Origin of the sequence: Sphingomonas quercus (assembly GCF_018863195.1) — a bacterium.
GTDB classification, from domain to species: Bacteria; Pseudomonadota; Alphaproteobacteria; order Sphingomonadales; family Sphingomonadaceae; genus Solisphingomonas; species Solisphingomonas quercus.
The window spans coordinates 596,462-621,118 of sequence record NZ_JAHKRT010000001.1 but is presented as its reverse complement, the minus strand read 5'-3'; the positions used below and the strand labels follow the sequence as shown (position 1 = coordinate 621,118).

Genomic DNA, 24,657 nt, shown 5'->3' with positions numbered 1-24,657 from the left:
CAATTTCCACCGGGCGGCGTTGTGCGGTCCGGGCGCCAATTGTGTGCCCACGAGTGAGGAGGCATTTTGCAAGCCTTCCGCCTGGCCGTCTCGGAGGAACAGTGAATGCGTGCCCATCCTTCCCTGAAGGGGACCTTGCTCGCCGGTACCGCGCTCTTCGCCGCGACCGGTGCCGTCGCCCAGCAAGCCGCCAACCCGTCGCCCACCGAGCCCCCCGCTGCGACCAACGCATCCCCGCCCGGTGCCCAGCCGCCGGCAGGTCAGGGAACGCTCGAGGAGATCGTCGTTACCGGCAATACTTCGGGCAAGCGGACCTTGTTCGACTCCTCCTCCAACGTCACGCTCGCCAATTCCGAAGACCTGCTGCGCAAGGCGCCGCGCTCCACAGCCGAGACGCTGGAGCTGGTGCCCGGCATCTTCGTGGAGGGCACGGCCGGCCCGATCTCGAACAATTATTCGGTGCGCGGCCTGCGCGGCGGCGCGCAAACGTTCATCACGCTTGAAGAGGATGGCATGCCGATCCTCTATGGCGGCGGCGGCGCCGACTTCTATTTCCAGAATGATATCACCGTCGATCGGCTGGAGGCGGTGGAAGGCGGCACGTCAGGCGTGCTGGCGCCGAATGGCGCCGGCGCGACGATCAACTTCATCACGCTGAAGCCTAATTTCAACGAGGCGACCGCCTCGGTGCGCTTCACCGGCACGACCTATGGCGATTATCGCGCGGACGGCTATTTCTCCGCCCCGATCAGCGAGGATCTGGCATTCAACGTCGGCGGCTATGCCGTTTCGCAAAATGGCGTGCGGCGCAGCCCGTTCTCCCACGAAGGCTATAATGTCCGCGCCGCGCTCGAGAAGCGTTTCGCGGACGACGGCTTCGTGCGGCTGAGCATCCGCCGCAGCGACATCCACAACCCCTATTATGCCGACATGCCCTTTGCCGTGTCGGCGAGCGGCAAGATCAGCTCGATCCCCGGCCTCGACCTGAAGCGCGACGATGTCGGCGGCAATGCCTTCGGCAATTTCCTGGTGCCGGATTCCTCCCAGACCGGCAACCGGCTGCGCCGGTTCAGCGCGGTGGACGGCGTGCACGTCAAATCGACGACCTATCGCATCGACATCGACAAGCCGATCAACGACGCCTTCCGGGTGTTCGCGCGGGCGCGCTATCTGGACGGCGCCTATGATTTCAACGGGCTGTTCCCGGGCAGCGGCGCCGGCACGGCCGGCCTCACCGCCGCCGGCGATTATCTCGACCCGACGAAGTCGCCCCTTGCCAGCCTGACGCCGGTTGCCGGCCAGACCTATTTCCAGCGCGCCGCCGCGCTGTTTCCGGGGACCGCGCAATATGCCCTGCGCGACACGCTGGGCGGGGCGATCATCCCGGCTTCCAACACGTCGGCGCTGGCCGGGCTGAACGGCAACGGGCTGCTGCAGCAGACCGTGCTCAACCACCAGACGCTGTCGACCAAGGATTTCGGCAGCGATTTCGGCGTGAAATGGGATCACGAGGCCGGCGCGTTCGACAATTCGCTGACCGTCGGCGGAATGTATTACAATGTCCGCCGGCGCAACGATCAGTCCGCCGTTGCCACGGTGATCAACGATGTGCGCAACAATTCGCACGTCTATGACATCGTCGCACTGGATGGCGGCGGCAACGTCATCGGTCAGCTGACCAACAACGGCATGGTCAATTACGGCAATTGGGGCCAGGGCATCTTCAATGACGAGGTGAATTCCTACTCGGCCTACTTCAACGACGAGCTGCGCATCGGCGAGAAGCTGCATATCGACTTCGGCGCCCGCTATGAGCGGCAGCATGTCCGCGTCGACATCGGCGGTACGGCATTGACCAACGAGCCGGTCCCGGCAGGCACGCCCGGCCTGTTCCAGGATGTCGGCAGCACCTTCGACGGCACCTATACCCGCCAGAAGGACACATTCCACCACTGGGCCTATACCGGCGGCATCAACTACACGCTGACCGACCATGTCTCGCTCTATGCGCGCGGCGCATACGGCTTCCAGACCAATGGCGGCGACACGGGCGGCACTCACAAGCCCACCGCGCTTACGCTCTACGAGGGTGGCGCGCGCTTCCAGTGGCCGGGGATCACGGCATCGGTGATCGGCTTCCGCACGATCATCAAGAACCTGTCCTACCAGATCATCAATCCGGCCGATCCGGCCAACCAGACCAACGCGCTCGCCGACAGCAAGACCAACGGCGTGCAGGTGGATGCGGATTTCCGGCCGGTGCGCTTCTTCAGCCTGGGCGTGTCCGGCGTCTATCAGGACCCGACGTTGAGCAACCTCGAGTTCAGCAATCCGATCGCCGGCAGCTACAACGGCAACACGCCGGAGCGCACGCCCAAGAAGCTGCTGACGGTGACGCCGTCCTTCATCCTGCCGAGCGGGCTGGGCGAGATTTATGGCCGCTGGAAATATGTCGGCAAAATCTATGCCGACGCCGGCAACGGCATCGCGCTGCCGAGCTACAGCGTGTTCACCGTCGGCGCGAGCCTGAACGTCACCGATCGCATCAACGTCAGCGCCAGCGTCGACAATCTCACCAACGCCAAGGGCTTCACGGAGGGCAACCCGCGGCAGGGCCAGACCCAGACGATCGTCAACGGCTTTTTCTACGGGCGTGCGATCGTCGGCCGTAACGCGCTGGTCAGCATGACCGTCAAGCTCTGACGGCCATGCCGGGGGGGACGACAGGCGCGTTTCTCGCCATCGCTGCATTGGCGCTGGCGGCGGCGGCGCCTGCTCCCGAGACCGTCGGTTTCGCGCGGCGCGAGGGGCTGAACCTCAACAGCTTCGTGCGCGACGGGCCGGTTTCGGCGCATATCCTGCTGCGCTCCGGCGGGGCTCCGCGCATCATCGTCGCCTTCCCGGCAGGCAATAGCGGCGTCGGCCTGTGGTTCGGCGCCGTATCGCCCGCCGCTGAGTGGACGATGGCCGCGCCCGCCCGGCCGGTGACGCTTGCTGACGGGAGGGGGCGCCCGCTCCATGGCGTCACCTTCGAGGCCAGCATCGCCACCCCCCGGCTGGCGACCAGGCAGGCATTGCTGTCCAGCGTGCGCGTGCTGCGCGATTATGAGGGGCTCGGCACCGCGCCCGTCGAGGTGCAGACCGAGCCGACCGCCGCCGGCGACACGATCAGCTGGGCGCGCGACCGGCTGGACGGGGCGCCCGGATATCGCCTGTCGCTGCGGCTGGTCCACGGCACGCTCGCCGGCCAGGAGATCAGGGCGGGATCGGACGGGCGCATCACCCTCGCCGTGACCGCGTTGAGCGGCGAGACGCCGCTCACCCCGGTGGGCGGCGACGCGCTGCTCAACGCCACCGCCAATCCCGATCCGGCGGCGCGCGGTGCGCTCGAATTCCTTAGCTATGCGGAGAAATTCAACGCCGGCTCATGGCGGTTCAACACCTATTTCGGGCGTGACACGCTGATGTCGGTGCGGTTGCTGATGCCGGCACTGCAACCGGCGGCGGTCGAGACGGGCCTGCAATCGGTGCTGGAGCGGCTTTCGCCCGAGGGGCGCGTCGCCCATGAGGAGGACATCGGCGAGTTCGCCATCCTCGATCACCGCAAGGCCGGCAGCGGCAATTCCGACGCCCCGGTCTATGATTACAAGATGATCGACAGCGACTACATGCTGGCGCCAGTGGCGCGGGCGTGGCTGCTCGACGACGCCCGCGGCAGGGCGCGCGCCGCCGCCTTTTTTGCGCGGAACGGCGCGGGCGCGGCGCTGATGCGCAACCTGCGCTTCGTCGTCGAGAGCGCGGGGGCCTTCGCGCGCGATCCGGTGGCGACGAAGCTGATCGGCCTCCATCCCGGCGTGCCCGTCGGCGAATGGCGCGACAGCAATGACGGCCTGGGTGGCGGCCATTATCCCTATGATGTGAACGCGGTGCTCGTGCCGGCCGCGCTGGAAGCGGCGGACGCGCTCTATCGCAGCGGCCTGCTCGCCCCCTACGCCAACGGCGGGGACAAGGCGATGTTCGCCGCGGTGCCGGCGATGGCGACGATATGGGCCAGGCGCGCGCCCGGCCTGTTCGCGATCACCATTCCGTCGGCCGAGGCCCGCGCCGCGATCGCCGGCTATGCGGGCAGCGCGGGCGTGCCGGCCGCGGCGGCGATGGGTGCGGCAGGCGAGGCGGCCCTTGCCTTCCACGCGATCGCGCTCGACACGGCTGGCCGGCCGGTGCCGGTGCAGAATAGCGACGAGGGCTTCGCGCTGCTCTTTGCCCGCCCGTCGGAGGCGGCGCTGGCCACCATCGCCGACACACTCGGCCGCCCGTTCCCGGCCGGCCTGATGACCGGGGCGGGGTTGCTCGTCGCCAACCCGGCTTTCGCGCCGGCCGCGCTTCAGGCCCGCTTCGGCCCCAATGCCTATCACGGCACGGTGGTCTGGTCGTGGCAACAGGCGCTGGCCGCCGCCGGCCTCGCCCGCCAGCTCGCCCGCACCGACCTGTCCGCGCCGATCCGCACGCGCCTCCGCCAGACCGAGACCTGCCTGTGGCGCGCGATCGCAGCGACGCGGGCGGTGCAATCGTCCGAGCTGTGGTCGTGGCGGTACGAGGGGGGCGCTTATCGCGTCGAGGCATTCGGCGCGGGCGGGCAGGATGCCGACGAATCCAATGCCGCCCAGTTGTGGAGCACCGTCTATCTTGCGCTGCATCGCCCGCCGCCCGATCCTGCGGCGCGCTGTCAATAAGGGGTAGGGCATGAGCGAGCCGGGCGTCCGCACCGTCGTCATCCTCGGCGGGGGTACCGCCGGCTGGATGGCTGCCGCAGCGCTGTCACGCGCCCTTAAGGGATCGGGGCGCCGCATCCTGCTCGTCGAATCCGATGAGATCGGCATCGTCGGTGTCGGCGAGGCGACCATCCCCACCATCCACTGGTTCAACCAGCTCGTCGGTCTCGACGAGCGCGCGTTCATGACCGAGACCAACGCGACCTATAAGCTCGGCATTGCCTTCGAGGGATGGAACGGGCCGGGAAGCGCCTACCTCCACCCGTTCGGCACGTTCGGGCCGCCGGGCGATGGGGTGATGTTCCTGCATCGGCTGATCCGCGCGAGGCTGGCAGGCATGGCCGGCGGCAATGAGGAATTCTCGCTGACCGCGCAGGCGGCGCGGGCCGGCCGCTTCGCCCGGCCGGTCGCGGATCGCCGCTCTTTACTGTCGACGCTGGGCTATGCCTTTCACTTCGATGCGAGCCTTTATGGCCGCTGTCTGCGCGGTCACGCCGAGGCCAATGGCGTGGTGCGCATCGAGGGCAAGGTCGCGCGCGTCGAGCGACATGGCGAGAGCGGTGACATCGCCCGTCTGGTCACAGAGCGCGGCGAGGTGGCCGAGGGCGAGCTGTTCGTCGATTGCTCCGGCTTTCGCGGGCTGCTGATCGAGCAGGAGCTTGCCACCGGCTTTGATGACTGGTCGGAGTGGTTGCCCTGCGATCGCGCCTGGGCGGCGCCGACCGCGCGCGAGAGGATGCTGGTGCCCTATACCCGCGCCATCGCGGCGGAAGCAGGCTGGCGCTGGCGCATCCCGCTGCAGCACCGCACCGGCAACGGCTATGTCTTCTCCAGCCGCTTTCAGGATGAGGAGGCGGCGCGGGCTTCCTTCCTCGCGGCGCTCGGCGAGGCGCCACTGGCCGAGCCGCGCCTGCTCCGCTTCCTGCCCGGGCAGCGCAAGCGGAGCTGGAACCGCAACGTCGTCGCCATCGGCCTGTCGAGCGGCTTTCTGGAGCCGCTGGAATCGACCAGCATCCACCTCATCCAGAGCGGCATCGCGAAGCTGCTCGCGTTGTTTCCACGCCACGGTGCCGATCCGCTCGTCGCGGAGCAGTTCAACCGCGTCTTCGCGCAGGAGATGCTGGACGTGCGCGACTTCCTCATCCTCCACTATGCGATGACGGAAGGACGCGGAGAGCCGCTGTGGCGGCATTGCCAGTCAGTCGCGCTGCCGGACAGCCTTGCCTATCGCATCGCCCATTTCCGCGCCTCTGGCCGGCTGGTCCTGTCCACCGACGAGCTGTTCAGGGACGCGAGCTGGTTCGCGGTGATGGAGGGGCAGGGGATCGAGCCGGCGGACTATAATCCCGCCGTCGAGACGGACAGCATCGAGCGCGTTGTCCAACATGTCGAATCAGTGCGCGCGGCGATCCGCGCCCACGTCGCAGAGCTCCCCGCCCTGCCCTGGTAGATGCAGGCCCGGAGGCATGACGCCACGCCTCCGGGCAGGTCCGGCGCCCTCCTGAAAGGGGGGATTGAAGGGCGCCGTGCAAGGTCAGGCGGTGGCGGTGGCAGGCCGGCGGCGGCGCAGCGCGAGTCCCAGCACGCCGAAGCCCGCCAGCATCGTCGCCCACGTCGCGGGCTCGGGCACGGCGGCGGCAAGGGTCGCGTTGTCCGGCGCGAAATCGCTGATCACCTCGGTCCCGCCGGCGCCGCTGCGCGGCCAGATGTTGAAGCCATATTGTTCGGGCGCGAAGCCGGTCGACGGCAGCAGCGAGAGCGGCACAAGCACGCTCAACAGATCGCCGGAAATCGTCACCGCGCCGCTCGGCAGGCTGTTGCCGCTGACGGTGGCGGTGCCTGCCTTCTGGACGGCGATGACCTGGTTGAAGCGAACGCCGCCGAGCCCGATCGAGGCAAAGCTGTTCGGCCCGGTGCCGGTGTTGACGCCGATCGCGTAGAAGCCGGGCAGAGACGTGTCGATCGCGCCGGCCATCGTGCTCTTCAACAGGAAGGACGAGCTGGCCGCGATCCAGTCGACGCTGAAGCTGGTGACGTCGAGATCGGCCTGGTGCGGCCCGACATAGCCGCTGGCGAAGTCTCCGGTCGGATCGCTGATCGTCTGGGCCGCGATTGCCTGACCGCCGATCGCCAGCCCGGCAGATATGGCGAGGATGCTGAGAGATGTGCGCATGGATCGTCCTCCCTTGGTGGTAACCATGATTTGGTGGCGGCGTCCCGGCAGGAGGTTCGATCGAATTCGAAAATGACTTGTAAAATCGGCCGATAGCGAACAAATAGAGAACGATGACCAAGCTGACCCGCCTGGAAAAGCTGTCGATCCTCGCCGACGCCGCGAAATATGATGCCTCCTGCGCATCGAGCGGCGGCGCCAGGCGGGATTCGCGCGAGACGGGCGGCATCGGCTCGACGACCGGCATGGGCATCTGCCACAGCTATGCGCCGGACGGGCGATGCATCTCGCTGCTCAAGGTGTTGATGACGAACATGTGCATGTTCGACTGCACCTATTGCATCAATCGCTCGTCCTCGAATGTGCGCCGGGCGGCGTTCACGGTGGCCGAGATCGTCGATCTGACCCTCGATTTCTATAAGCGCAACTATATCGAGGGCCTGTTTCTCTCGTCCGGCATCGTGCGCAGCCCGGATTATACGATGGAGCAGATCGTCGAGGTGGCGCGATCGCTGCGCGAGGATCACGGCTTTCGTGGCTATATCCACCTCAAGACCATTCCCGAGGGCGACCCCGAACTGATCGCGCGCGCCGGCCGCTATGCCGACCGGCTGTCGATCAACATCGAGCTGCCGCAGGACGAGGCGATCGCCGCGCTCGCGCCGGAGAAGGATGGCGCCTGTATCCGCCGCACCATGGCCGATCTCGGCAAGCGCATCGGCGAGGCCAGGGCCGAGCGGCAGGAATCGCGCAAGGCGCCGGCGTTTGCGCCGGCCGGCCAGAGCACCCAGATGATCGTCGGCGCCGACAATTCCGGCGACGATCACATGCTCCGCACCAGCGCCGCTTTCTATCGCGATTACGGCCTCAAGCGGGTTTATTATTCCGCCTTCTCGCCGATCCCCGACGCCAGCCGCACGCTGCCGGCCCAGCCGCCGCCGCTGATGCGCGAGCATCGGCTTTATCAGGCGGACTGGCTGCTCCGGAATTACGGCTTCTCGGTCGATGAAATCACCGGCACGATGCAGGGCGGCCGGTTGTCGCTGGACATGGATCCCAAGCTCGCCTGGGCGGTGGAGAGGCGGGACATGTTCCCGGTCGACGTCAATCGCGCGCCGCGCGAGATGCTGCTGCGCGTGCCGGGGCTCGGCGCCAAGGTCGTCGATAGGCTGATCCTCGCCCGCCGCCATCGCCGACTACGGCTGGAGGATGTCGGCCGGCTGTGCCGCGTGCTGCGCAAGGTGCGCCCGTTCATCGTCGCCGCCGACTGGCGGCCGACCCGGCTGATCGATCGCGCCGATCTCGGGACGCGGCTGGCGCCGGCGCAGCTGCCGCTGTTCGCGTGACCGCGGCGCGCGCGACGCTGGCGGCGGCGGACGATTTCGCCGGCTGGCGCGATCACGCCCGCGCCTTCCTCGCCGCCGGCATCGCGCCGGAAGGGGTCGTGTGGGACGTCGCCGGGGGCGACGCGCCCGATCTGTTCGGCATCGGAGCTATGGCGGGGCCGACCGCCCCGGCGGATGGGGAGGCGATACGCGTGCCGCGCGACCTGCTCGGGCTGCTGCGCGATGCGCTGATGCACAGCGCGCCGCACCGCTTCGCGCTCGCCTATCGGTTGCTGTGGCGGCTGCGCGCCGCGCCGCATCTCCATCGCGACCCGTCCGATCCGGACATGATCGCGCTCCACGGCCTGGCCAAGGCGGTGCGGCGCGACATCCACAAGATGCACGCCTTCGTGCGTTTCCGAAAAATCGGCGTCGTGGACGGGCGGGAGCAGTTCGCCGCCTGGTTCGAGCCGGATCATCATATCGCGCGGGCGACGGCGGGCTTCTTTCGCGATCGCTTCGCCGGCATGGACTGGCTGATCGTCACCCCGGAGGCGAGCATCGCCTGGGACGGTGTCGCGCTCCGCGAGGGGCCCGGCGGTTCGCGCGACGACGTACCCGCCGAGGATGCGGTGGAGGCGGAATGGCAGGCTTATTATGCCAGCATCTTCAATCCCGCCCGCCTCAAGATCAACATGATGAAGCGTGAAATGCCGGTCCGCTACTGGCGCAACCTGCCTGAAGCGCCGCTCATCGCCGGGCTGATCGGCGATGCGGGCCGGCGCGTCGGCGCGATGGTGGAGGGCGGGACGCGGAGCGAGGAGCGGTTGGCCGAGATCCCGGTCGCCGAGCGTCGCTTCGACAACCTCGATCGGCTTTATGCCGCGCTCGATGCCGAAGACGCGCCGCCGTCGCCGGGCTTCTCCCGACGGGTCGTGTTCGGGGAGGGGCCGTCCAGCGCGCCGCTGATGCTGGTCGGCGAACAGCCCGGCGATCAGGAGGACGAGGCCGGGCGCCCCTTCGTCGGGCCGGCGGGGCAATTGCTCGATCAATGTCTCGCGGAGGCCGGGCTGGCGCGGGATGGCATTTTCCTCACCAATGCCGTCAAGCGCTTCAAATTCACCGAGCGTGGCCGCCGCCGCATCCACCAGACGCCGACCACCGGCGACATCTCCCATTATCGCTGGTGGCTGGCGGAGGAGGTCAGGCTGGTCGCGCCGAAAATTGTGGTCGCGCTCGGCGCGACGGCGCTCCACGCACTGTCCGGTCGCAAGCAGGCGCTCGGGCCGGTACGCGGCGCCGCTCTGCCGTGGGGCGGGCGGCTGTTGCTGCCGACGGTCCACCCGAGCTTCCTGCTCCGCCTGCCCGACGAACAGGGGCGCGCCATCGAGCGCGGCCGCTTCGTGCGCGAGCTGCGGCGGGCAGTGGCGGCGATCTGACTTTTCTCTCCCTTCCCGAGACCAGCGCGGAGAAAGGGGTCAGGGCGCCAGCTCGCGCACCGGGCGGACCTCGATGCTGCCATATCGAGCCGGTGGAATCCTCGCGGCGAGGGCGAGCGCCTCCTCGCGATCGGCCGCGTCGATGAGGTAGAAGCCGGCGAGCAGTTCGCGCGTCTCCGCGAACGGGCCGTCGGAGATGCTGGTCTGGCCGCCGCGCACGCGCACGGTGGCGGCCTTGTCGATCGGGTGGAGGGGTTCGGCGGCGATGAGGCGCCCGTCGGCGGCCAGCCCCGCGGCGAAATCAAAGCATTGCCGGTCCGGGCAGGCGCTCCAATTCTCCGCATCGAGATAGACCAGACAGAGATACTTCATCCTCTCACCCCTCCACGCGTGACGCACTCAGCTCAGCGACAGCTCTAGAAGCTCGCCATTGACGATCCAATGGGTGCCGAAGCGATCCTTGACCATGCCGAACTTCTTCGCCCAGAACGTGTCGGCGAAAGGCATCGTGACCTCGCCGCCTTCACCGAGGGCGTTGAACACCCGCTCGGCCTCGGCCACGCTGTCAAAATTCAGGGTCAGCGAAACGCCATGCTGCCCCTGATAGGCCATGCCGCCCATGCAATCGCCGCCATAGAGGGACGAGCCGTCCGCCAGCGCGAGGCGGGCGTGCATGATCCGCTCGCGCTCCTCGGACGGGCATTGATCGGACATCGGCGACTGGCCGACGTTCATCATGCCGAGCGTGCCGCCGAGCACAGCTGCGTAGAAGCGCATCGCCTCGGCGCAATCGCCGTCGAACGAAAGATAGGGAATTGGCTGGGGCATCGGACGATCCTTTCCTGGCTGGGTGTGCTTATTCGCCGTGCGGCGGGGCGGCGTTGGGATCCATCCACATCACTTCCCAGATATGGCCGTCGGGATCCTCGAAGCTGCGGCCGTACATGAAGCCGTAATCCTGTTCCGGCGTCGGATCGGCCTTGCCGCCCGCGGCGACCGCCTTCTCAACGATCGCCGAGACGCCCTCCTTGCTGTCTTCCGACAGGCACAGCAGCACCTGCGCGCCCTGATGGGCGTCGACGATCGGGCGGTCGGTGAACTGGCGCCATTTGCCATGGGTCAGCAGCATGGCGTGGATCGTCTCGGAGAAGACCATGCAGGCGGCGCTATCGTCGGTGAACTGCGGGTTGTTGGGGGCGCCGACGGCCTCGTAAAAGGCCATGGATCGCTTGAGGTCGGTCACGGGCAGGTTCACGAAGATCAGCTTGGCCATGTCACTTTCTCCAACCACCGGCGCTACCACCAGCGCCCGACATTCCCCTGACGAACGGCCATGCGCCATTTCGACAGCGGCCCGGAAAAAAATTCGCGTGGGCCGGTGAAATCGGCTCAAGGAGCCCGGATGTTCCCTGTCTGTTCAGGATATGCTATGGCGGCTCCATGACGATGTTTCGCGAGGTCCGCTGATGGCGGCGCGGGCAGGCAGGGCGGATCTGCCGCTGCACAATGGCCGGGTGCCGGCGTGGCTCGGCCAGCGCATGGCGCGGCTGGGCGCGGTGATCACTCAGGCGATCATCCTCGAATATGGCCGTGACGAGATGTTGCGGCGGCTCGCCCACCCCTTCTGGTTTCAGTCATTCGGGGCGGTGATGGGGATGGACTGGCATTCTTCCGGCATCACCACCAGCGTGCTCGGCGCGCTCAAGCGCGGGCTCGCGCCGCTGTCGGGCGAACTCGGCCTCCACGTCTGCGGCGGGCGGGGCAAGCATAGCCGGGCGACGCCGCAGGAGCTGATCGCGGTCGGCGAGCGGGTCGGGCTCGACGGGTCGGCGCTGGCGCGCTCCAGCCGGCTGGTCGCCAAGGTCGATAGTGCCGCCGTGCAGGACGGATTCGATCTCTACCTCCACGGGTTCATCGTCGCCGATGACGGGCGGTGGGTTGTCGTGCAGCAAGGGATGAACGGCGCCCGCAAGCAGGCCCGGCGCTACCACTGGCATTCCGAGGGGCTGGAGAGCTTCATCGACGCGCCGCACGCCGCGATCGAGGGGCGGGGGCAGGGCATGATCGTCAACCTCGCCGATCGTCGGGCCGCCGCCTCGCGGGCCGGCCAGCTCGACCTGCTCGGCTCGCTCGGGCCGGATGGCATCGCCCGCGCGCTTGACGCGCTGGAGGCTCCGCCGTTCCAGGCCGAGCAAGCAATGCTGCCCCATCTCGTCATGCCCGATCACCATGAGGTGCGGCCCGAGAATATCGTCACCCGCCGCCTGCATGGCGCGCTCGCGGCCGCGGCCGATCGCGGACCGGCCGATTTCGCGGAACTGCTGCTGGTCCCCGGCATCGGTGCGCGGACGGTGCGGGCGTTGGCGCTGGTGGCGGAGGTGGTGCACGGCACGCCGTGCCGCTTCACCGACCCGGCGCGCTTCTCGCTCGCTCACGGCGGCAAGGATCGCCATCCCTATCCGGTGCCGACCCGCGTCTATGATCGCACCATCGCGGTCATGAAGTCGGCCGTCCAGAAGGCCGGGCTCGGCCAGGCTGAGGAACTGGCCGCGATCCGCCGCCTCGATGCGCAGGCCCGCCGGCTGGAGGCCATCGCCGTGGGGCCGGGGGTCGATGCGTTGCTCGCCGATGAGCGGGCGCGCTCACACGATTATGGCGGCCGCAGCGTGTTCGGCTGGGAGCCGCCGGCATGACCGGCGACCTGTTCGGCCTGCCCCCGCTGCCCGGCCTGTCTTCGTGCGAGGCGCTGGTCAGCGCGGCGGAGGAGCGCCTGCTGATCGCGGCGATCGACGCGACCGAGCTTGCGCCCTTCCGCTTCCAGGGCTGGGAGGGCAAGCGCCTGACCAGATCGTTCGGCCACAGCTATGATTTCGATCGCGGCCGGCTCGAGGTCGGCGATCCGATGCCCGACTGGCTGCTGCCATATCGCGAGCGGATGGCGGGCTTTGCCGGGCTGCCGGCGGCGGATTTCGTGCAGGCGCTGCTGATCCGCTACGATCCCGGCGCCGGCATCGGCTGGCACCGCGATCGGCCGGCGTTCGAGCACGTCCTTGGCCTGTCGCTCGGCGCGCCGGCGGTGATGCGCTTCCGCCGCCGAATGGCCGCGAAGTTCGAGCGCGTCGCCGTGCCGCTGCCGCCGCGCGGCGCCTATCACCTCACCGGCGAGGCCCGCCATGGCTGGGAACATAGCATCGCGGCGATGGCCGAGACGCGCTGGTCGATCACCTTCCGCAGCCTCGCCTCGCCGATCGGACGGCCGGCGAACGCGGATGCGCCTGATGGGAATATGATCTAACGCCGGGGTGGCTTGCGCGACTTAGTATCCGGCGAATTTCGGCCATTATGCTCCAGTCTCGAGACTTCTTGGCATTTGCATGGGGCAGTCTATCTATAGATATGTATACTTGGCATGATTTATCCGTAATAGTTCGTCACATTCGAATAAATGATCAGCAACATCAATTAGGCAAATTGCCATGATCTGCGCTCGCGCAGTTACGATTCGTTAGCGCTTCCCGCTTTAGGTGCATCGCACGCTGGGGGAGGCACCAAGATGGAAAAAACAAGCCTGAAGTCACTTGCGGCCCTGCTGGGCACGCGCGGCGCGATCGCGGTCGCCTGCTTCGTCACCATCGGCTCGGGCGCGACCGGCGTGATGCTCGAATTGTCGGCGAAGAGCCGCGCGCGCGAGACCGGCGCCATCGTCGCGGATCGTGTCGCTGCCGATATTCGCGGCGAGTTCGAGCGGCCGATCGGCACGGTTTCCGGCATGCGCGACGCGATCGTCGCCTCGCGCCGCCAGCATGTCGTCGACCGCCAGACCCACAATATGATCATGCGCACGACGCTGAACGAGACGCCGGAGCTGCTCGCCACCTGGACGGCGTGGGAGCCCAACGCGTTCGACGGGCGCGACGGCGGCTTCATCAACACCCCCGGCCATGATCGCACCGGCCGCTTCGTCCCTTATTGGCATCGCGCCGGCACGGGGATCGCGCTCGCCCCGCTCGAGGATTACGACAAGCCCGGCGCGGGCGACTATTATCTGCTGGCCCAGCGTTCGGGCAAACCCGTGATGGTCGAGCCTTATGATTATGCGGTCGACGGCAAGACCGTGCTGATGACCTCGATCGCGCTGCCGGTGATCGAAAACGGCCGCGCCATCGCAGTGGTCGGCGCCGACATGGCGCTGAGCGACCTGCAGAAGCGCATCGGCGCCCTCAAGCTGCCGTTCGGCGGCGACGTGAAGCTGCTGTCGGGCGGCAATTCCTATGTCTACAATGCCGACAAGGCCTTGCTCGGCAAGAAGGGCGAGGCGCCGCAGGAAGAGGGCACGACCGTCTCCGATCCGGTGCTCGGCAAGGTGATCCGCGTCGATCGCCCGGTAGTCCTCAACGGTTTCGAAACGCCGTGGACGGTGCGTATCGACCTGCCGGTCTCGGCCGTGCTCGCCGACGCCCGGGAAGCGGAGCTGGTGCTGTTGCTGACCGCATTGCTGATGATCGGCGGCCTCGTCCTCGTCATCCGCATGACCGCGACGCGCGTCGTCGGCCAGCCGATGCATGCCCTTGCCGACGAGATGAAGAGCCTCGCGTCCGGCGACCTTTCCGATCCGCAGCGCGAGGTCACGCAGGCGATCGAGATCGACCAGATCCGTGAGGCGGTGAACGTGTTCCGCGAGAATGCCCGCGAGAAGCGCCGCGCCGACGAGGAGCAGCAGCGCGTCGTCGCCGCGCTCGCCGGCAATCTCCAGCGGCTGGCAGAGGGCGACCTGTCGACGCGCATCGATGCCACGTTCAGCGGCAGCTACGAGCAGATCAAGACGGATTTCAACGCGGCGATGACGCGGCTCGAAAATGCCCTGTCCGCCGTCTCCGGCAGCGTCCGCGACGTGCGCTACGGCTCGGAGGAGATCAACACCGCCTCCGACGATCTCGCCCAGCGCACCGAACAGCAGGCCGCCGGCCTCGAGGAGATGGCGGCGGCGATGACCGAGATCACCTCCGGCGTGCGCCGCACCGCCGGGGCCGCCGCCAAGGCGAGCGAAGTGGTCGGCGATTCGAAGCGCGACATCGAGGAGGGGGGCGTCGTCATCCGCCGCGCCATCGACGCGATGAGCGGCATCGAGACGGCCTCGCGGGAGATTTCGGACATCATCTCGGTGATCGACGGCATCGCCTTTCAGACCAACCTCCTCGCCCTCAATGCCGGCGTCGAGGCGGCGCGAGCCGGCGAGGCGGGCAAGGGCTTCGCCGTGGTCGCATCCGAAGTGCGCGCGCTCGCCCAGCGATCGTCGGACGCGGCGCGTGACATCAAGGCCAAGATCAACGCCAGCTCCTCGCAGGTGCGCTCCGGTGTCGAGCTGGTCGGCGAGATGAACCTCGCGCTGGATCGCATCGTCGGCCGTATCGAGGAGATTAGCGGCCTCGCCAACGAAATCGCCACCTCCGCCGAGCAGCAGTCGACCAGCCTGACCGAGGTCAATGGCGCGGTCGGCCAGATGAACGACTTCACCCAGCAGAATGCGGCGATGGTCGAGGAAAGCACCGCCGCCGCCCGCAACCTTGCCGGTCAGGCGAGCAGCCTTGCCGAGCTCGTCGCCCAGTTCCGGACCAGCGACGCGCCGATCGCCGCTCCGGCGCGGTCGGGCCGGCGCCCGGCGATGCGGCTGGCGAGCTGACGGCAGCAGGCGCGCGCCCTCGCGGCGCGCGTCCATTGCCATTGCCCGGCCGCTGGCCCATCGCGTCGGCATGATCGACACCGAGCGCCTGCTGCTCCGCCCGTGGCGTGAAGAGGATCGGCCGGCGTTCGAGGCGCTGGCCAGCACGCCCGGCATGACGGCCAGGGTCGGCGGGCTGCGCAACCGCGCGCAGATCGACGCGATGTTCGCGCGGCGACTGGAGGATCAGGCACGTTTCGGCCACTGCTACTGGGCGATGGAGTTGCGCGGCACCGGCAAGCTGGTCGGCAGCTGTGGTATCCGTATCGCCGGCAATTACGGCTATGCGCCGGTCGCCGGCCTTGCCGAGATCGGCTGGCGGGTCGCCGAGCGCTATTGGGGCAGGGGCCTCGCCCGCGAGGCGGCGATGGCCAGCATCGACTGGGGTTGGGCCAATCTCGATGCGCCGGTGATCGGGGCGTGGACGACGATCGGCAACAAACGCTCCTGGGGATTGATGGAGCGGCTTGGCATGAAGCGGCGCGCCGACATGGATTTCCGCCACGCGGATTATGGGCCGGATGATCCCGCGGGTGCGATGATCGTCTATCTGATCGAACGCCCGCATGGCCGGCCCGCAGCCACCGGGCCGGCCGCCGGCGCCGCTTGAGGAGGCGGGCCGGGTCGGGCATCATCCCGCTTCCCACGACAGGCAAGCAAGGGGTGATCGCATGCCGCATGTCAGCACCTGCCTCTGGTTCGGCAAGGACCTCGAAGAGGCCGTCCGCTTCTATGTGTCGCTGCTGCCCGACTCGGAGATCGGCCAGATATTGCGCTCGCCCGGGCCATGGCCCGGCGGCGGGACGGGCGATGTCATCCTCGTCGACTTCACGCTCGCCGGGCAGAGCTACCAGGCGCTCAACGGCGGCGCGCCGGCCGATTATGGCACCGCCGCCTCGATCGCGGTCTCCTGCGCCGACCAGGCGGAGATAGACCGGCTATGGGCAGCGCTGACCGCCGATGGCGGGGCGGAGATCGCCTGCGGCTGGCTGCGCGATCGCTGGGGCGTGCCGTGGCAGGTCTATCCGGCGATGCTGCCGCGCCTGCTCGCCGATCCCGATCCTGCGGTGGCGGCGCGGACATTTGCCGCGATGCAGGCAATGATCAAGCTGGACGTCGCCGCGCTGGAGCGCGCCGCCGCCGGCTGACGACTCTCCCCTCGACGGGGGAATCCGGGTCAGTCGACGGGTATGCCGGCGATCATCGCCAGCTGCGACACATGGTTGATACGGATGCGGCCGCGCGACACCTCCACGACGTCGCTTCGCTCCCACGCGGCGAGCGTGCGGCTGATCGTCGGCACGGTGGAAAAGCACATATCGGCCACTTCCTGCTGGCGCAGCTCAAGGACGATGGTCAGCGCCTCGTCGTCCAGCGGCAGCTCCCCGGCGAGGCGCAGCAGCAGGCGCGCCAGCCGCTCCTCCACCGGCCGGTTGGCGACATCGTCGAAACGGTCGACAAGCTGGGCGGCGCGGCGGGTGACGATCCGCAGCAGCCCGTTGGCCAGCTTGGCGCTGCCCGCCATCGCCTCGCGCAACAACGACACCGGCCAGGAAACGGCGGTGACCGCGTCGATCGCGGAGACCGAGACCGGATTGGTGGTGCCGTTGATCATCCCCAGCGTGCCGACCACCTCGCCGCCGCCGAGCATAAGCAAAGTCGCGGCGACGCCATGCTCGTTCAGCCGCCACACCTTGGTGCGGCCCGAGATCAGCACGAAAATCTCCACCGGCAGCTCGCCCTGCAGGAACAGATCCTGCTGCGGCGCGAAGCGACGCGGGATCGCACGACGCGTGACCTCCCCAGGCAGATCGAGCGGCACCAGATCCCACGGTATGTTCGGCATGCGAGCCCCCCAAGGCCACACCCCGACCGCGATCTGCCTGTTTTCGGCGCAAACTTGCCACCCGACAAGGACCAACATGCCTGTCTTGCCCTTGTTTGCGGAGCCATCCGCCGGACAGGGGAAGTGTCTTGGTTTTCTATCCGCATGCCGAATCGCTGCAAATTGCCCAGGCGACCCTCGCCGAACTGCGAAGCCGCCACGCCCGGTTGCCCGTCGCCCTTGCCCTCGCCCTCGTACCCGGCCGCACAGAGGAGCTTCGTCTGTCGCTGACCGAGGCGATGCTGATCGGCGGCGAGCTGATCGATCTCATGATCCTGTGGACGGCGCGGGTGATGCCGTGGCGGATCAATCAGGCCGGACCGGAGATTTCCCGCTTCGTCCGCGCCGGCGAGGGCGAAACCCTGCTCGAGGCGCTGGCCGCGGCGCTCACCAGCGGCCCGTGCGCCATGGAGAAGCCGATGATCCGCAACGCCTGGCTGGAAATGGGCCAGGCGCTGGTCGCCGCCCTGCAACATGAACTCGCCGAGCCCCAGTCCGGGACCTGCTGCTGTGCCGATGAGAGCGCGTCGTCCGCTCCCGCCCGCGAGAATATATGACAAGCTACGCAAATGCGGTCATCATCGGCGCGAAGGGGCCGAGGTGGATGAGCGATAGACCGGAAGTGGAGGGCGCCCGCGCCGGCGGCATGCTGACGCGCGGCTTCTGGCTGGCACTGGGCTTCGTCAATGTCGCCCTGGCTTTCATCGGCGCGCTGTTGCCGCTGATGCCGACAACGATCTTCCTGATCCTCGCCGCCGGCTGCTTCGCGCGTTCCTCGCCCCGGCTGGAGGGGTGGCTGCTCGATCATCCCCGCTTCGGGCAGACGCTTCGCGCGTGGCGGGCCGAGGGCGCGATCGGCCGCAAGGCAAAGATCGCGGCGGTGAGCGGCATTACGCTCGGCTATGGGCTGTTCTGGATCGGGGCGCGGCCGGGATGGGCGCTTGGCCTCGGCGTCGGTGCCGGCATGGCCGCGTGCGCGGCGTTCGTACTCAGCCGCCCGGCGCCTCTCCACGAACGCGCTGCGCGCGATCCAGGAACCACGGCCTGATCCGGGTGATCGCGTCCTCCACGCGGTCGGTGGATACGGCGAAGCTGAACCGCATGAAGCCGTGGCCGGCAACCGGATCGAAGTCGATCCCTGGCGCAGTGGCGACGCCGGTCTCCACCAGCAGCTGCTCGCAAAAGCCGAGGCTGTCCTGCGTCAGATGGCTGACATCGGCGTAGATGTAGAAGGCCCCGTCCGGCGGCGCGATCCGGCGCAGGCCGAGCGCCGGCAGCGCGTCCAGCAACAAGGCGCGGTTGCGCCGATAGCTCTCGACATGGCCGTCCAGTTCGTCGCGGCAGTCAAATGCCACCAGCCCGGCATGCTGGGCCAGGGACGGGGGCGTCAGGAACAGCGCTCCCATCCGCGCCCGCGCGGCCGGGATCAGCGCCTCGGGCACCACCAGCCAGCCCAGGCGCCAGCCGGCCATGCTGAAATATTTGGAAAAGCTGTTGATGATCAGCGCCTCGGGCGCGTGCTGGAGCATCGAATCGGCAGGCAGCGTGTAGCTCAGCCCGTGATAGATCTCGTCGGAGATGAGCGCGATATTGCGCCGGCGGCACACCGCGGCGATGGCCTTCAGCTCCTCGGGCGGGATGATCGTGCCGGTCGGATTGGCGGGGCTGGCGACGATCAGCCCGTCCGGCGCCGGCTCCAGCCGTTCGATCGCCTCGGCGGTGACCTGGAAACGTTCCGCCTCGCCGCAGGCCAGCTCCACCGGCACGAGATGCAGCGCCTTCAGCGTGTTGCGATAGGCGACATAGCCCGGCCGGGCGAGCGCCACCCGCGCGCCCGGGGCGAACAGGCAGGACAGCGCCATGACGAACGCCGGCGACGCGCCGCAGGTCAGGATCACCCGCTCGGGATCGACCGCCAAGCCATAGGCCTCCTGATAATGGGCGGCGATCCGCGCCTTGAGCGGCGGGCTCTCCCAATAGCCCATGCCGTCGGTGTCGAGGATGCGATGCGCCTCGGCGATGGCGGCGGTGGGCGCGCCGGTGGAGGGCTGGCCGAATTCCATATGGATCACCGATCGCCCCTCGACGCGCAGACGGTGGGCGAGGCGGCTGATGGCGATGGCGTGAAACGGGTCGATCTCGGCGGACATGACTTCCCGCTATGCGCGCAGGCCGGGCGGCGCAAGACGCATGCCGGTCAGCTCATCTTCGCCGATGTCGACTCGGAGCCGGTGAGCTTCAACGTCGCCATGAACTCCTCCTGCAACCGCGTCGGGAACCAGTCGCGCCGGGTGATCACCCCGATCGTGCGCTGGGTATCGGGCACGCATGACGCGATCGTCACCAGCGTGCCCGATTCGATCTCGGCGCGGACCTGATCCGTGGAAAGCAGGGTCAGGAAGTCGGACCGTACCAGGATGCCGCGGATCAGCGCCACCGATCCGCACTGGATCGGCGCGGTCGGGCGGGTCGCGCCGGAACGATCGAACATCTGCTGCCACTGATCGAGCAGCCCCGATGCCCGCCGCGCCACGATCCACGGATAGGCGGCCAGTTCGGTGAAGTCGGCGACGCGCCCGGCGAGCGGATGCTCGGCGCGGCCGATGATGGTGAGCGCGTCGGTGAACAGCGCTTCCTGCACCAGATCGCGCGGCGGATGTTCGCGCAGCGCGCCGATCAATACGTCGATGCGTCCGTTGCGCAGCAATTCGACCAGTTCGAGAAACGAGCCCTCGATGACGTCGACGTGGATATCGGGCCGCCGTTGCAGCAGATCGGCGAGGCTGGCCGGCAGCAGCAGCGAGCGCGACAGCGCCATCGCTCCGATCGACAGGCGCTGGCCGCCCGACGCCGTCTCCTCCAGCGCGGCGGCAAGCTCGGCGGTGGCGATCATGAAGCCGCGGGCGAGCCTGGCGCCGGTGCGGGACAGGCCCATGCCACGCCCGCGCCGCTCGACCAGCCGCACGCCGGCCAGCGCCTCCAGGTCACGCACGGCGCGGTGCAGCGAGGGGACGGAGACGCCCGCCTCCTCGGCGGCCTTGAGGAAGCTGCCCGCTTCGGCCAGCGCGATCAGCCCGCGCACATGGGACATGGTCAGCCAGGCTTCGAGCTTCTGGCTGTTCACCGGCTTGGCCGCGCGCCTGCAGGCCACGCCGAACGCATCGAGCGAGCGGGACACGCGCTGGATGAGACGCCGGCCGCCGCTGGTCGGCGCCACGCCCTGCGCCGTGCGGTGGAAGACGGCGGTGCCGAATGCCGTCTCCATCTTCGCCAGCGCCTGGGTGAGCGCCGGCTGGGAAATCGCCACCGCGCGCGCCGCCGTGCTGAGGCTGCGGCTGTCGGCGATGATGCGCAACATGCGCAAATGACGAAGATTGAGGCTGTATACAGCGGTCATGGTGCATGTTTAGCCTGAGCTTATGGCTTTCCAATAAAGGAATTGGCGGCCGGGTGCCATGCCGAATAGCTTCCATGCTGCGAGAAAAGTCGGGTGGAGAGGAACACGACATGCTGCTGGAACCGGCGAGCAAACAGCTCGACGTGCGTGACGAGGCGCCCACGCGCCACCGCGCCTTGCTCGAATGGGTGGCCGATGTCGCCGCGCGCGCGCAGCCCGACAAGGTGGTGTGGTGCGACGGGTCTGAGGCCGAATGGCATCGCCTGTCGGCCGAGCTGGTCGGCGCAGGCACCCTGATTCCGCTTAATCCGGCGCTGCGTCCCAATTCCTTCTACGCCCGCTCCGATCCTCGCGACGTGGCGCGGGTCGAAAGCCGCACCTTCATCTGCTCCGAGCAGGAGAGCGATGCTGGTCCGACCAACAACTGGGCCGAGCCCGGCGAGATGCGCGATCGCCTCGGGCGCCTGTTCGACGGCGTGATGCGCGGGCGCACGCTCTACGTGGTGCCCTTCTGCATGGGGCCGCTCGGCTCGGACAAGAGCCTGATCGGCGTCGAGATCACGGACAGCCCCTATGTCGTCCTTTCCATGCGGATTATGACCCGCATGGGCCGGCAGGTGCTCGATGCGCTGGGCAACGACGGCTTCTTCGTGTGTTGCGTGCATTCGGTGGGCATGCCGCTGGCGCCAGGGCAGGCCGACGTGCCGTGGCCGTGCAATGAGGAAAAGTGGATCGTCCACTTCCCGGAGACGCGCGAAATCTGGTCCTACGGCTCGGGCTATGGCGGCAACGCGCTGCTCGGGAAGAAATGCTTCGCGCTGCGCATCGCCAGCGTCATGGCCCGCGACGAGGGCTGGCTGGCCGAGCATATGCTGATCCTCAAGCTGACCGGGCCGGAAGGGCGCAGCCATTTTGTCGCCGCCGCCTTCCCCAGCGCCTGCGGCAAGACCAACCTTGCCATGCTGGAGCCCTCCATTCCCGGCTGGAAGGCCGAGACGGTCGGCGACGACATCGCCTGGATGCGCTTCGGCAGGGACGGGCGACTTTACGCGATCAATCCGGAGGCTGGCTTCTTCGGCGTGGCGCCGGGCACCGGCCTTGCCACCAATCGCAACGCCATCGCGACGCTGACCGGCAATTGCATCTTCACGAACACCGCGCTCACCGCCGACGGCGATGTGTGGTGGGAAGGGCTGACCGACACCCCGCCCGAGGGGCTCACGGACTGGACCGGGCAGCCCTATGATCCGGCGAGCGGCAAGCCCGCCGCGCATCCCAATGCGCGCTTCACCGCACCCGCCGATCAATGCCCGGTGATCGCCGACGAATGGGATTCCCCGGACGGCGTGCCGATTTCCGCGATCCTGTTCGGCGGCCGCCGCGCCAGCGCCGTGCCGCTGGTCACGGAAGCGTTCGATTGGGATCATGGCGTGTATCTCGCCGCCAACATCGCTTCGGAGGGCACCGCCGCAGCCGAGAACAAGGTCGGCGAACTGCGCCGCGATCCGTTCGCGATGCTGCCCTTCTGCGGATATCATATCGGCGATTATTTCACCCATTGGCTGCGTGTCGGCGCCTCCGCCCAGTCCGATCCGTCGGTGCTGCCGCGGCTGTTCCTGGTCAACTGGTTCCGCAAGGACGCGCAGGGCAAGTTCATGTGGCCGGGTTTCGGCGACAATGCCCGCGTGCTGAAGTGGATCGTCGAGCGCGTCGAGGGACGCGCCGAGGCCCAGTCCACGCCGATTGGCCTGCTGCCGACCGAGACGGCGCTCGATCTCGGTGGCCTGTCGCTGAGCGCGGAGCGGCTGACGGCGCTGCTTTCCGTCGACAAGGCGGTGTGGGCGGAGGAGGCAGGGTTGAGCCGCGCCTATCTCGAAAGCTTCGGCGATCGCTGCCCGCCGGCGCTGATCCGCCAGCAGGACGCGCTGGAGAGGCGGCTGGGCTAGGCCGGTAGCTCGACGGCGGCGACGAGCCCGCCGCCGTCGCGCGCCTCAAGCGTAATCTCGCCGCCATAGAGCATCGCCATGTCGCGCGAGATGGCAAGGCCGAGGCCCGTGCCCGGCGTGCTCGGGTCAAGGCGAACGCCGACGTCCAGCACCTCCGAACGTTTGTCGTGCGGAATGCCGGGGCCGTCGTCGGCAACCGCGATGCGCACCGTCTGGCCTGCCGCTCGCGCCGACACCGAGACGCGCGACGCCGCCCATTTGCAGCCATTGTCGATGAGGTTGGAGACGATCTCCGACAAGTCGCCCGGATCGCAGCGCGCATCGAGCCCGGCCTCGATCTGGACATCGAAGCGCAGGCCGCGCTCGGCATGCAGGCGGCGCATCGCCTCGACGATCCGCTCGATCAGCGGCGCTACCGCCGTCACCGCGCTGGTGCCGCGTGTGCCGGCGGCGGCGGCGCGCATCATGTGATAATCGATCTGGCGCTGGATGAGCGCGCACTGGTCGAGGATGAAGGCGGCGGCCGGCCCGCGCCCGGCCCGCGCCAGTTGTTCCGCCTCGTCGCCGATCAGTGCCAGCGGCGTGCGCAGATTATGGGCGAGATTGCCTGTTTCCACCCGCGCCCGGCTGACCAGCGTCGCCTGCGCGTCGAGCAACTGGTTGAGCCGGGTGACGATGGCGAGGAACTCGCTCGGGACGTCGCTCTCGGGGAGGCGCGATATCTGCCCGCGCCGGAGCGCCTCGATCCAGTCGCCCAGCCGCCGCACCGGGCGCAGGCCGAAGCGGATCTGCAGCATGATGCCGGCCGCCATCAAAGCCGCGAACACGATCAGCGAAAATGCGAGATCGCGGTGGAGGCGCGCGACCTCATTGTCGAGAAGGTCGCTGGCACCGGCAATAGTGAAGATGAGCGGTGGCCCGCCTCCGGGCGGGGTCGCGCGCTGGCTGTGCTGCATCACGCTGCCGAACGGACCCGGGACCTTTTGAAAGCCCCGGTCATCCGGAGTTGCGCCGCTGTCGAGGCGCTTGCCGCCGAGCGACGGGGAAGTGACCGTCACGCCGCCCGGCTGCTCGACCTGCCAATAATAGCCCGAGCCACGCAGCAGGAAGAGCGGATCGGCGAGTGGCTGGCGCACGGATGGCCGCCCCGCTGGATCAATGCGGGTAATGCCGATCAGCTCGTCCTGATGATGGCCGAGCTCCGATGTGAAGCGCTGCGTGGTATGGCTGCGGTAGAGCGAGGCAATGAACACGCCGGCCAGCAACGTCGCCAGCCCCAGCCAGAGCAGCGAGGCGGCGATGAAGCGGAAGCGCAGGCTTTGCGTGTCAATGCCAGTCATGTCGCCAGCCGGTAGCCCATGCCCCACACCGTCGCGATGCGTTCGCGCCCGATCTTGCGGCGCAGCCGGCCGACCAGCACCTCGACGGTGTTGAGATCGCGCTCCTCCTCAACGCGATAGAGCCCGTCCAGGATCGCCTCGCGCGTCAGCACCCGGCCGGCATTGTAGAGGAACAGTTGCAGCAGCCGGAATTCATTGGCGGTGAGCGTCAGCGGCTCGGCGTCCAGCCACGCCTCGCCGGTGGCGGGATCGAGCGCCAGCGCGCCGCTGGTCAGCCGGGTGGCGGCGAAGCCGGCCACGCGCCGCGCGAGCGCGTGGAGGCGCGCCACCAGCTCCTCGATGCGCACCGGCTTGACGAGGAAATCGTCCGCGCCGGCGTTCAGCCCCTCCACTTTCTCCTGCCAGCGCCCGCGCGCGGTGAAGATCAGGATCGGCACGGTCAGCCCACGCCGGCGCAGCAGCCGAACCAGCTCGACTCCGCCCATGCCGGGCAGGCCGAGATCGACGATCAGCGCGCTGAATCCATCGGACACGAAATCGGCGGCGTCCTCCGCGGTGGTCATCCATTCGCAGGTCATGCCGTGGGCGGCGAGGTTGGCGACCATCCGCCGCGCCAGCTCCGCCTCGTCCTCGACCAGCAGGATGCGCAATATTTTCCCCC

Annotated in this window: 22 protein-coding genes; 13 read left to right on the top strand and 9 right to left on the bottom strand. The window is 68.2% G+C overall.

Features of this window, described 5'->3' with window-relative positions:
- Window positions 1-105: 105 nt before the first annotated feature.
- Genes KOF26_RS03035 through KOF26_RS03025 form a run of 3 tightly spaced genes read left to right on the top strand, consistent with a single transcriptional unit; the run spans window position 106 to window position 6,222 of the window.
- The gene (locus KOF26_RS03035) at window positions 106-2,703 is read left to right on the top strand and encodes a TonB-dependent receptor (protein WP_216319724.1); all 2,598 of its coding nucleotides are present in this window, start codon (window positions 106-108) and stop codon (window positions 2,701-2,703) included.
- Between the two features lie 5 nt (window positions 2,704-2,708).
- On the top strand, window positions 2,709-4,733 hold the full coding sequence (locus tag KOF26_RS03030; RefSeq protein WP_216319721.1) for a hypothetical protein: 2,025 nt from the start codon (window positions 2,709-2,711) through the stop codon (window positions 4,731-4,733).
- A 10-nt stretch (window positions 4,734-4,743) separates the two neighbouring features.
- Complete coding sequence (locus KOF26_RS03025) at window positions 4,744-6,222, top strand: tryptophan halogenase family protein (RefSeq protein ID WP_216319718.1); 1,479 nt, start codon at window positions 4,744-4,746, stop codon at window positions 6,220-6,222.
- Between the two features lie 84 nt (window positions 6,223-6,306).
- On the opposite strand, the gene KOF26_RS03020 is transcribed toward KOF26_RS03025, so the two are convergent.
- Complete coding sequence (locus KOF26_RS03020; RefSeq protein WP_253200969.1) at window positions 6,307-6,945, bottom strand: PEPxxWA-CTERM sorting domain-containing protein; 639 nt, start codon at window positions 6,943-6,945, stop codon at window positions 6,307-6,309.
- A gap of 113 nt (window positions 6,946-7,058) precedes the next feature.
- On the opposite strand from KOF26_RS03020, the gene KOF26_RS03015 reads away from it, so the two are divergent.
- Window positions 7,059-8,291 carry a putative DNA modification/repair radical SAM protein gene (locus KOF26_RS03015; RefSeq protein ID WP_216319715.1) on the top strand — a complete coding sequence of 411 codons (1,233 nt, stop codon included), beginning with the start codon at window positions 7,059-7,061 and terminating at the stop codon, window positions 8,289-8,291.
- The gene (locus KOF26_RS03010) at window positions 8,288-9,709 is read left to right on the top strand and encodes a UdgX family uracil-DNA binding protein (protein ID WP_216319713.1); all 1,422 of its coding nucleotides are present in this window, start codon (window positions 8,288-8,290) and stop codon (window positions 9,707-9,709) included. Before KOF26_RS03015 ends, KOF26_RS03010 begins: the two co-directional genes overlap by 4 nt.
- 39 nt (window positions 9,710-9,748) lie before the next feature.
- Here the strand turns inward: KOF26_RS03010 and KOF26_RS03005 are convergent, their stop codons facing one another.
- Genes KOF26_RS03005 through KOF26_RS02995 form a run of 3 tightly spaced genes read right to left on the bottom strand, consistent with a single transcriptional unit; the run spans window position 9,749 to window position 10,982 of the window.
- Window positions 9,749-10,081, bottom strand: coding sequence for a YciI family protein (locus tag KOF26_RS03005; protein ID WP_216319703.1), 333 nt, complete (start codon window positions 10,079-10,081; stop codon window positions 9,749-9,751).
- 27 nt (window positions 10,082-10,108) lie between these two features.
- Complete coding sequence (locus tag KOF26_RS03000; protein WP_216319700.1) at window positions 10,109-10,537, bottom strand: VOC family protein; 429 nt, start codon at window positions 10,535-10,537, stop codon at window positions 10,109-10,111.
- A gap of 28 nt (window positions 10,538-10,565) precedes the next feature.
- The gene (locus tag KOF26_RS02995) at window positions 10,566-10,982 is read right to left on the bottom strand and encodes a VOC family protein (RefSeq protein WP_216319697.1); all 417 of its coding nucleotides are present in this window, start codon (window positions 10,980-10,982) and stop codon (window positions 10,566-10,568) included.
- A gap of 193 nt (window positions 10,983-11,175) precedes the next feature.
- Here KOF26_RS02995 and KOF26_RS02990 point away from each other — a divergent pair, with 193 nt between their 5' ends.
- From KOF26_RS02990 to KOF26_RS02970, 5 genes are all read left to right on the top strand, one after another.
- Window positions 11,176-12,402: a DUF763 domain-containing protein gene (locus KOF26_RS02990; protein WP_216319694.1), complete on the top strand. Its 1,227-nt coding sequence runs from the start codon at window positions 11,176-11,178 to the stop codon at window positions 12,400-12,402.
- Window positions 12,399-13,004, top strand: a complete 606-nt coding sequence (locus KOF26_RS02985; protein WP_216319691.1) for an alpha-ketoglutarate-dependent dioxygenase AlkB — start codon at window positions 12,399-12,401, stop codon at window positions 13,002-13,004. Before KOF26_RS02990 ends, KOF26_RS02985 begins: the two co-directional genes overlap by 4 nt.
- A gap of 258 nt (window positions 13,005-13,262) precedes the next feature.
- Complete coding sequence (locus tag KOF26_RS02980) at window positions 13,263-15,389, top strand: methyl-accepting chemotaxis protein (RefSeq protein ID WP_216319688.1); 2,127 nt, start codon at window positions 13,263-13,265, stop codon at window positions 15,387-15,389.
- A gap of 70 nt (window positions 15,390-15,459) precedes the next feature.
- Window positions 15,460-16,038, top strand: a complete 579-nt coding sequence (locus KOF26_RS02975; protein ID WP_216319684.1) for a GNAT family N-acetyltransferase — start codon at window positions 15,460-15,462, stop codon at window positions 16,036-16,038.
- A 61-nt stretch (window positions 16,039-16,099) separates the two neighbouring features.
- Complete coding sequence (locus tag KOF26_RS02970; protein ID WP_216319681.1) at window positions 16,100-16,576, top strand: VOC family protein; 477 nt, start codon at window positions 16,100-16,102, stop codon at window positions 16,574-16,576.
- Window positions 16,577-16,605: 29 nt separating this feature from the next.
- On the opposite strand, the gene KOF26_RS02965 is transcribed toward KOF26_RS02970, so the two are convergent.
- Entirely contained in the window at window positions 16,606-17,274 is a 669-nt protein-coding gene (locus tag KOF26_RS02965) for a Crp/Fnr family transcriptional regulator (protein ID WP_216319679.1), read from the bottom strand.
- Window positions 17,275-17,402: 128 nt separating this feature from the next.
- Here KOF26_RS02965 and KOF26_RS02960 point away from each other — a divergent pair, with 128 nt between their 5' ends.
- The gene (locus KOF26_RS02960; RefSeq protein WP_216319676.1) at window positions 17,403-17,870 is read left to right on the top strand and encodes a hypothetical protein; all 468 of its coding nucleotides are present in this window, start codon (window positions 17,403-17,405) and stop codon (window positions 17,868-17,870) included.
- Window positions 17,871-17,917: 47 nt separating this feature from the next.
- Window positions 17,918-18,361 (top strand): YbaN family protein, encoded by a 444-nt coding sequence (locus KOF26_RS02955; RefSeq protein WP_216319672.1) that lies wholly within the window; start codon window positions 17,918-17,920, stop codon window positions 18,359-18,361.
- On the opposite strand, the gene KOF26_RS02950 is transcribed toward KOF26_RS02955, so the two are convergent.
- Window positions 18,303-19,463, bottom strand: coding sequence for an aminotransferase class I/II-fold pyridoxal phosphate-dependent enzyme (locus tag KOF26_RS02950; RefSeq protein WP_216319668.1), 1,161 nt, complete (start codon window positions 19,461-19,463; stop codon window positions 18,303-18,305). The genes KOF26_RS02955 and KOF26_RS02950 overlap by 59 nt on opposite strands.
- A 47-nt stretch (window positions 19,464-19,510) precedes the next feature.
- On the bottom strand, window positions 19,511-20,710 hold the full coding sequence (locus tag KOF26_RS02945; RefSeq protein ID WP_216319666.1) for a LysR family transcriptional regulator: 1,200 nt from the start codon (window positions 20,708-20,710) through the stop codon (window positions 19,511-19,513).
- Window positions 20,711-20,820: 110 nt separating this feature from the next.
- On the opposite strand from KOF26_RS02945, the gene KOF26_RS02940 reads away from it, so the two are divergent.
- Window positions 20,821-22,656, top strand: coding sequence for a phosphoenolpyruvate carboxykinase (GTP) (locus tag KOF26_RS02940; protein ID WP_216319662.1), 1,836 nt, complete (start codon window positions 20,821-20,823; stop codon window positions 22,654-22,656).
- On the opposite strand, the gene KOF26_RS02935 is transcribed toward KOF26_RS02940, so the two are convergent.
- A complete protein-coding gene (locus KOF26_RS02935) occupies window positions 22,653-23,996 on the bottom strand; it encodes a sensor histidine kinase (RefSeq protein WP_216319659.1) in 1,344 nt (447 codons plus the stop codon). The two genes, KOF26_RS02940 and KOF26_RS02935, sit on opposite strands and share 4 nt — an antisense overlap.
- Entirely contained in the window at window positions 23,993-24,646 is a 654-nt protein-coding gene (locus tag KOF26_RS02930; protein ID WP_216319654.1) for a response regulator transcription factor, read from the bottom strand. The genes KOF26_RS02935 and KOF26_RS02930 overlap by 4 nt, the downstream gene beginning before the upstream one ends.
- Window positions 24,647-24,657 lie beyond the last annotated feature (11 nt).

Bases quoted from the DNA above. Each gene is read 5' to 3' on its own strand.
- KOF26_RS03005 (WP_216319703.1), bottom strand. From the start codon at position 10,081: ATGAAGTATCTCTGTCTGGTCTATCTCGATGCGGAGAATTGGAGCGCC.
- KOF26_RS02975 (WP_216319684.1), top strand. From the start codon at position 15,460: ATGATCGACACCGAGCGCCTGCTGCTCCGCCCGTGGCGTGAAGAGGAT.
- KOF26_RS03035 (WP_216319724.1), top strand. From the start codon at position 106: ATGCGTGCCCATCCTTCCCTGAAGGGGACCTTGCTCGCCGGTACCGCG.
- KOF26_RS02985 (WP_216319691.1), top strand. From the start codon at position 12,399: ATGACCGGCGACCTGTTCGGCCTGCCCCCGCTGCCCGGCCTGTCTTCG.
- KOF26_RS02995 (WP_216319697.1), bottom strand. From the start codon at position 10,982: ATGGCCAAGCTGATCTTCGTGAACCTGCCCGTGACCGACCTCAAGCGA.
- KOF26_RS02940 (WP_216319662.1), top strand. From the start codon at position 20,821: ATGCTGCTGGAACCGGCGAGCAAACAGCTCGACGTGCGTGACGAGGCG.
- KOF26_RS02950 (WP_216319668.1), bottom strand. From the start codon at position 19,463: ATGTCCGCCGAGATCGACCCGTTTCACGCCATCGCCATCAGCCGCCTC.
- KOF26_RS02935 (WP_216319659.1), bottom strand. From the start codon at position 23,996: ATGACTGGCATTGACACGCAAAGCCTGCGCTTCCGCTTCATCGCCGCC.
- KOF26_RS03000 (WP_216319700.1), bottom strand. From the start codon at position 10,537: ATGCCCCAGCCAATTCCCTATCTTTCGTTCGACGGCGATTGCGCCGAG.
- KOF26_RS02980 (WP_216319688.1), top strand. From the start codon at position 13,263: ATGGAAAAAACAAGCCTGAAGTCACTTGCGGCCCTGCTGGGCACGCGC.
- KOF26_RS02990 (WP_216319694.1), top strand. From the start codon at position 11,176: ATGGCGGCGCGGGCAGGCAGGGCGGATCTGCCGCTGCACAATGGCCGG.
- KOF26_RS02945 (WP_216319666.1), bottom strand. From the start codon at position 20,710: ATGACCGCTGTATACAGCCTCAATCTTCGTCATTTGCGCATGTTGCGC.
- KOF26_RS02970 (WP_216319681.1), top strand. From the start codon at position 16,100: ATGCCGCATGTCAGCACCTGCCTCTGGTTCGGCAAGGACCTCGAAGAG.
- KOF26_RS02965 (WP_216319679.1), bottom strand. From the start codon at position 17,274: ATGCCGAACATACCGTGGGATCTGGTGCCGCTCGATCTGCCTGGGGAG.
- KOF26_RS03015 (WP_216319715.1), top strand. From the start codon at position 7,059: ATGACCAAGCTGACCCGCCTGGAAAAGCTGTCGATCCTCGCCGACGCC.
- KOF26_RS03025 (WP_216319718.1), top strand. From the start codon at position 4,744: ATGAGCGAGCCGGGCGTCCGCACCGTCGTCATCCTCGGCGGGGGTACC.
- KOF26_RS03030 (WP_216319721.1), top strand. From the start codon at position 2,709: ATGCCGGGGGGGACGACAGGCGCGTTTCTCGCCATCGCTGCATTGGCG.
- KOF26_RS03020 (WP_253200969.1), bottom strand. From the start codon at position 6,945: ATGCGCACATCTCTCAGCATCCTCGCCATATCTGCCGGGCTGGCGATC.
- KOF26_RS02955 (WP_216319672.1), top strand. From the start codon at position 17,918: ATGAGCGATAGACCGGAAGTGGAGGGCGCCCGCGCCGGCGGCATGCTG.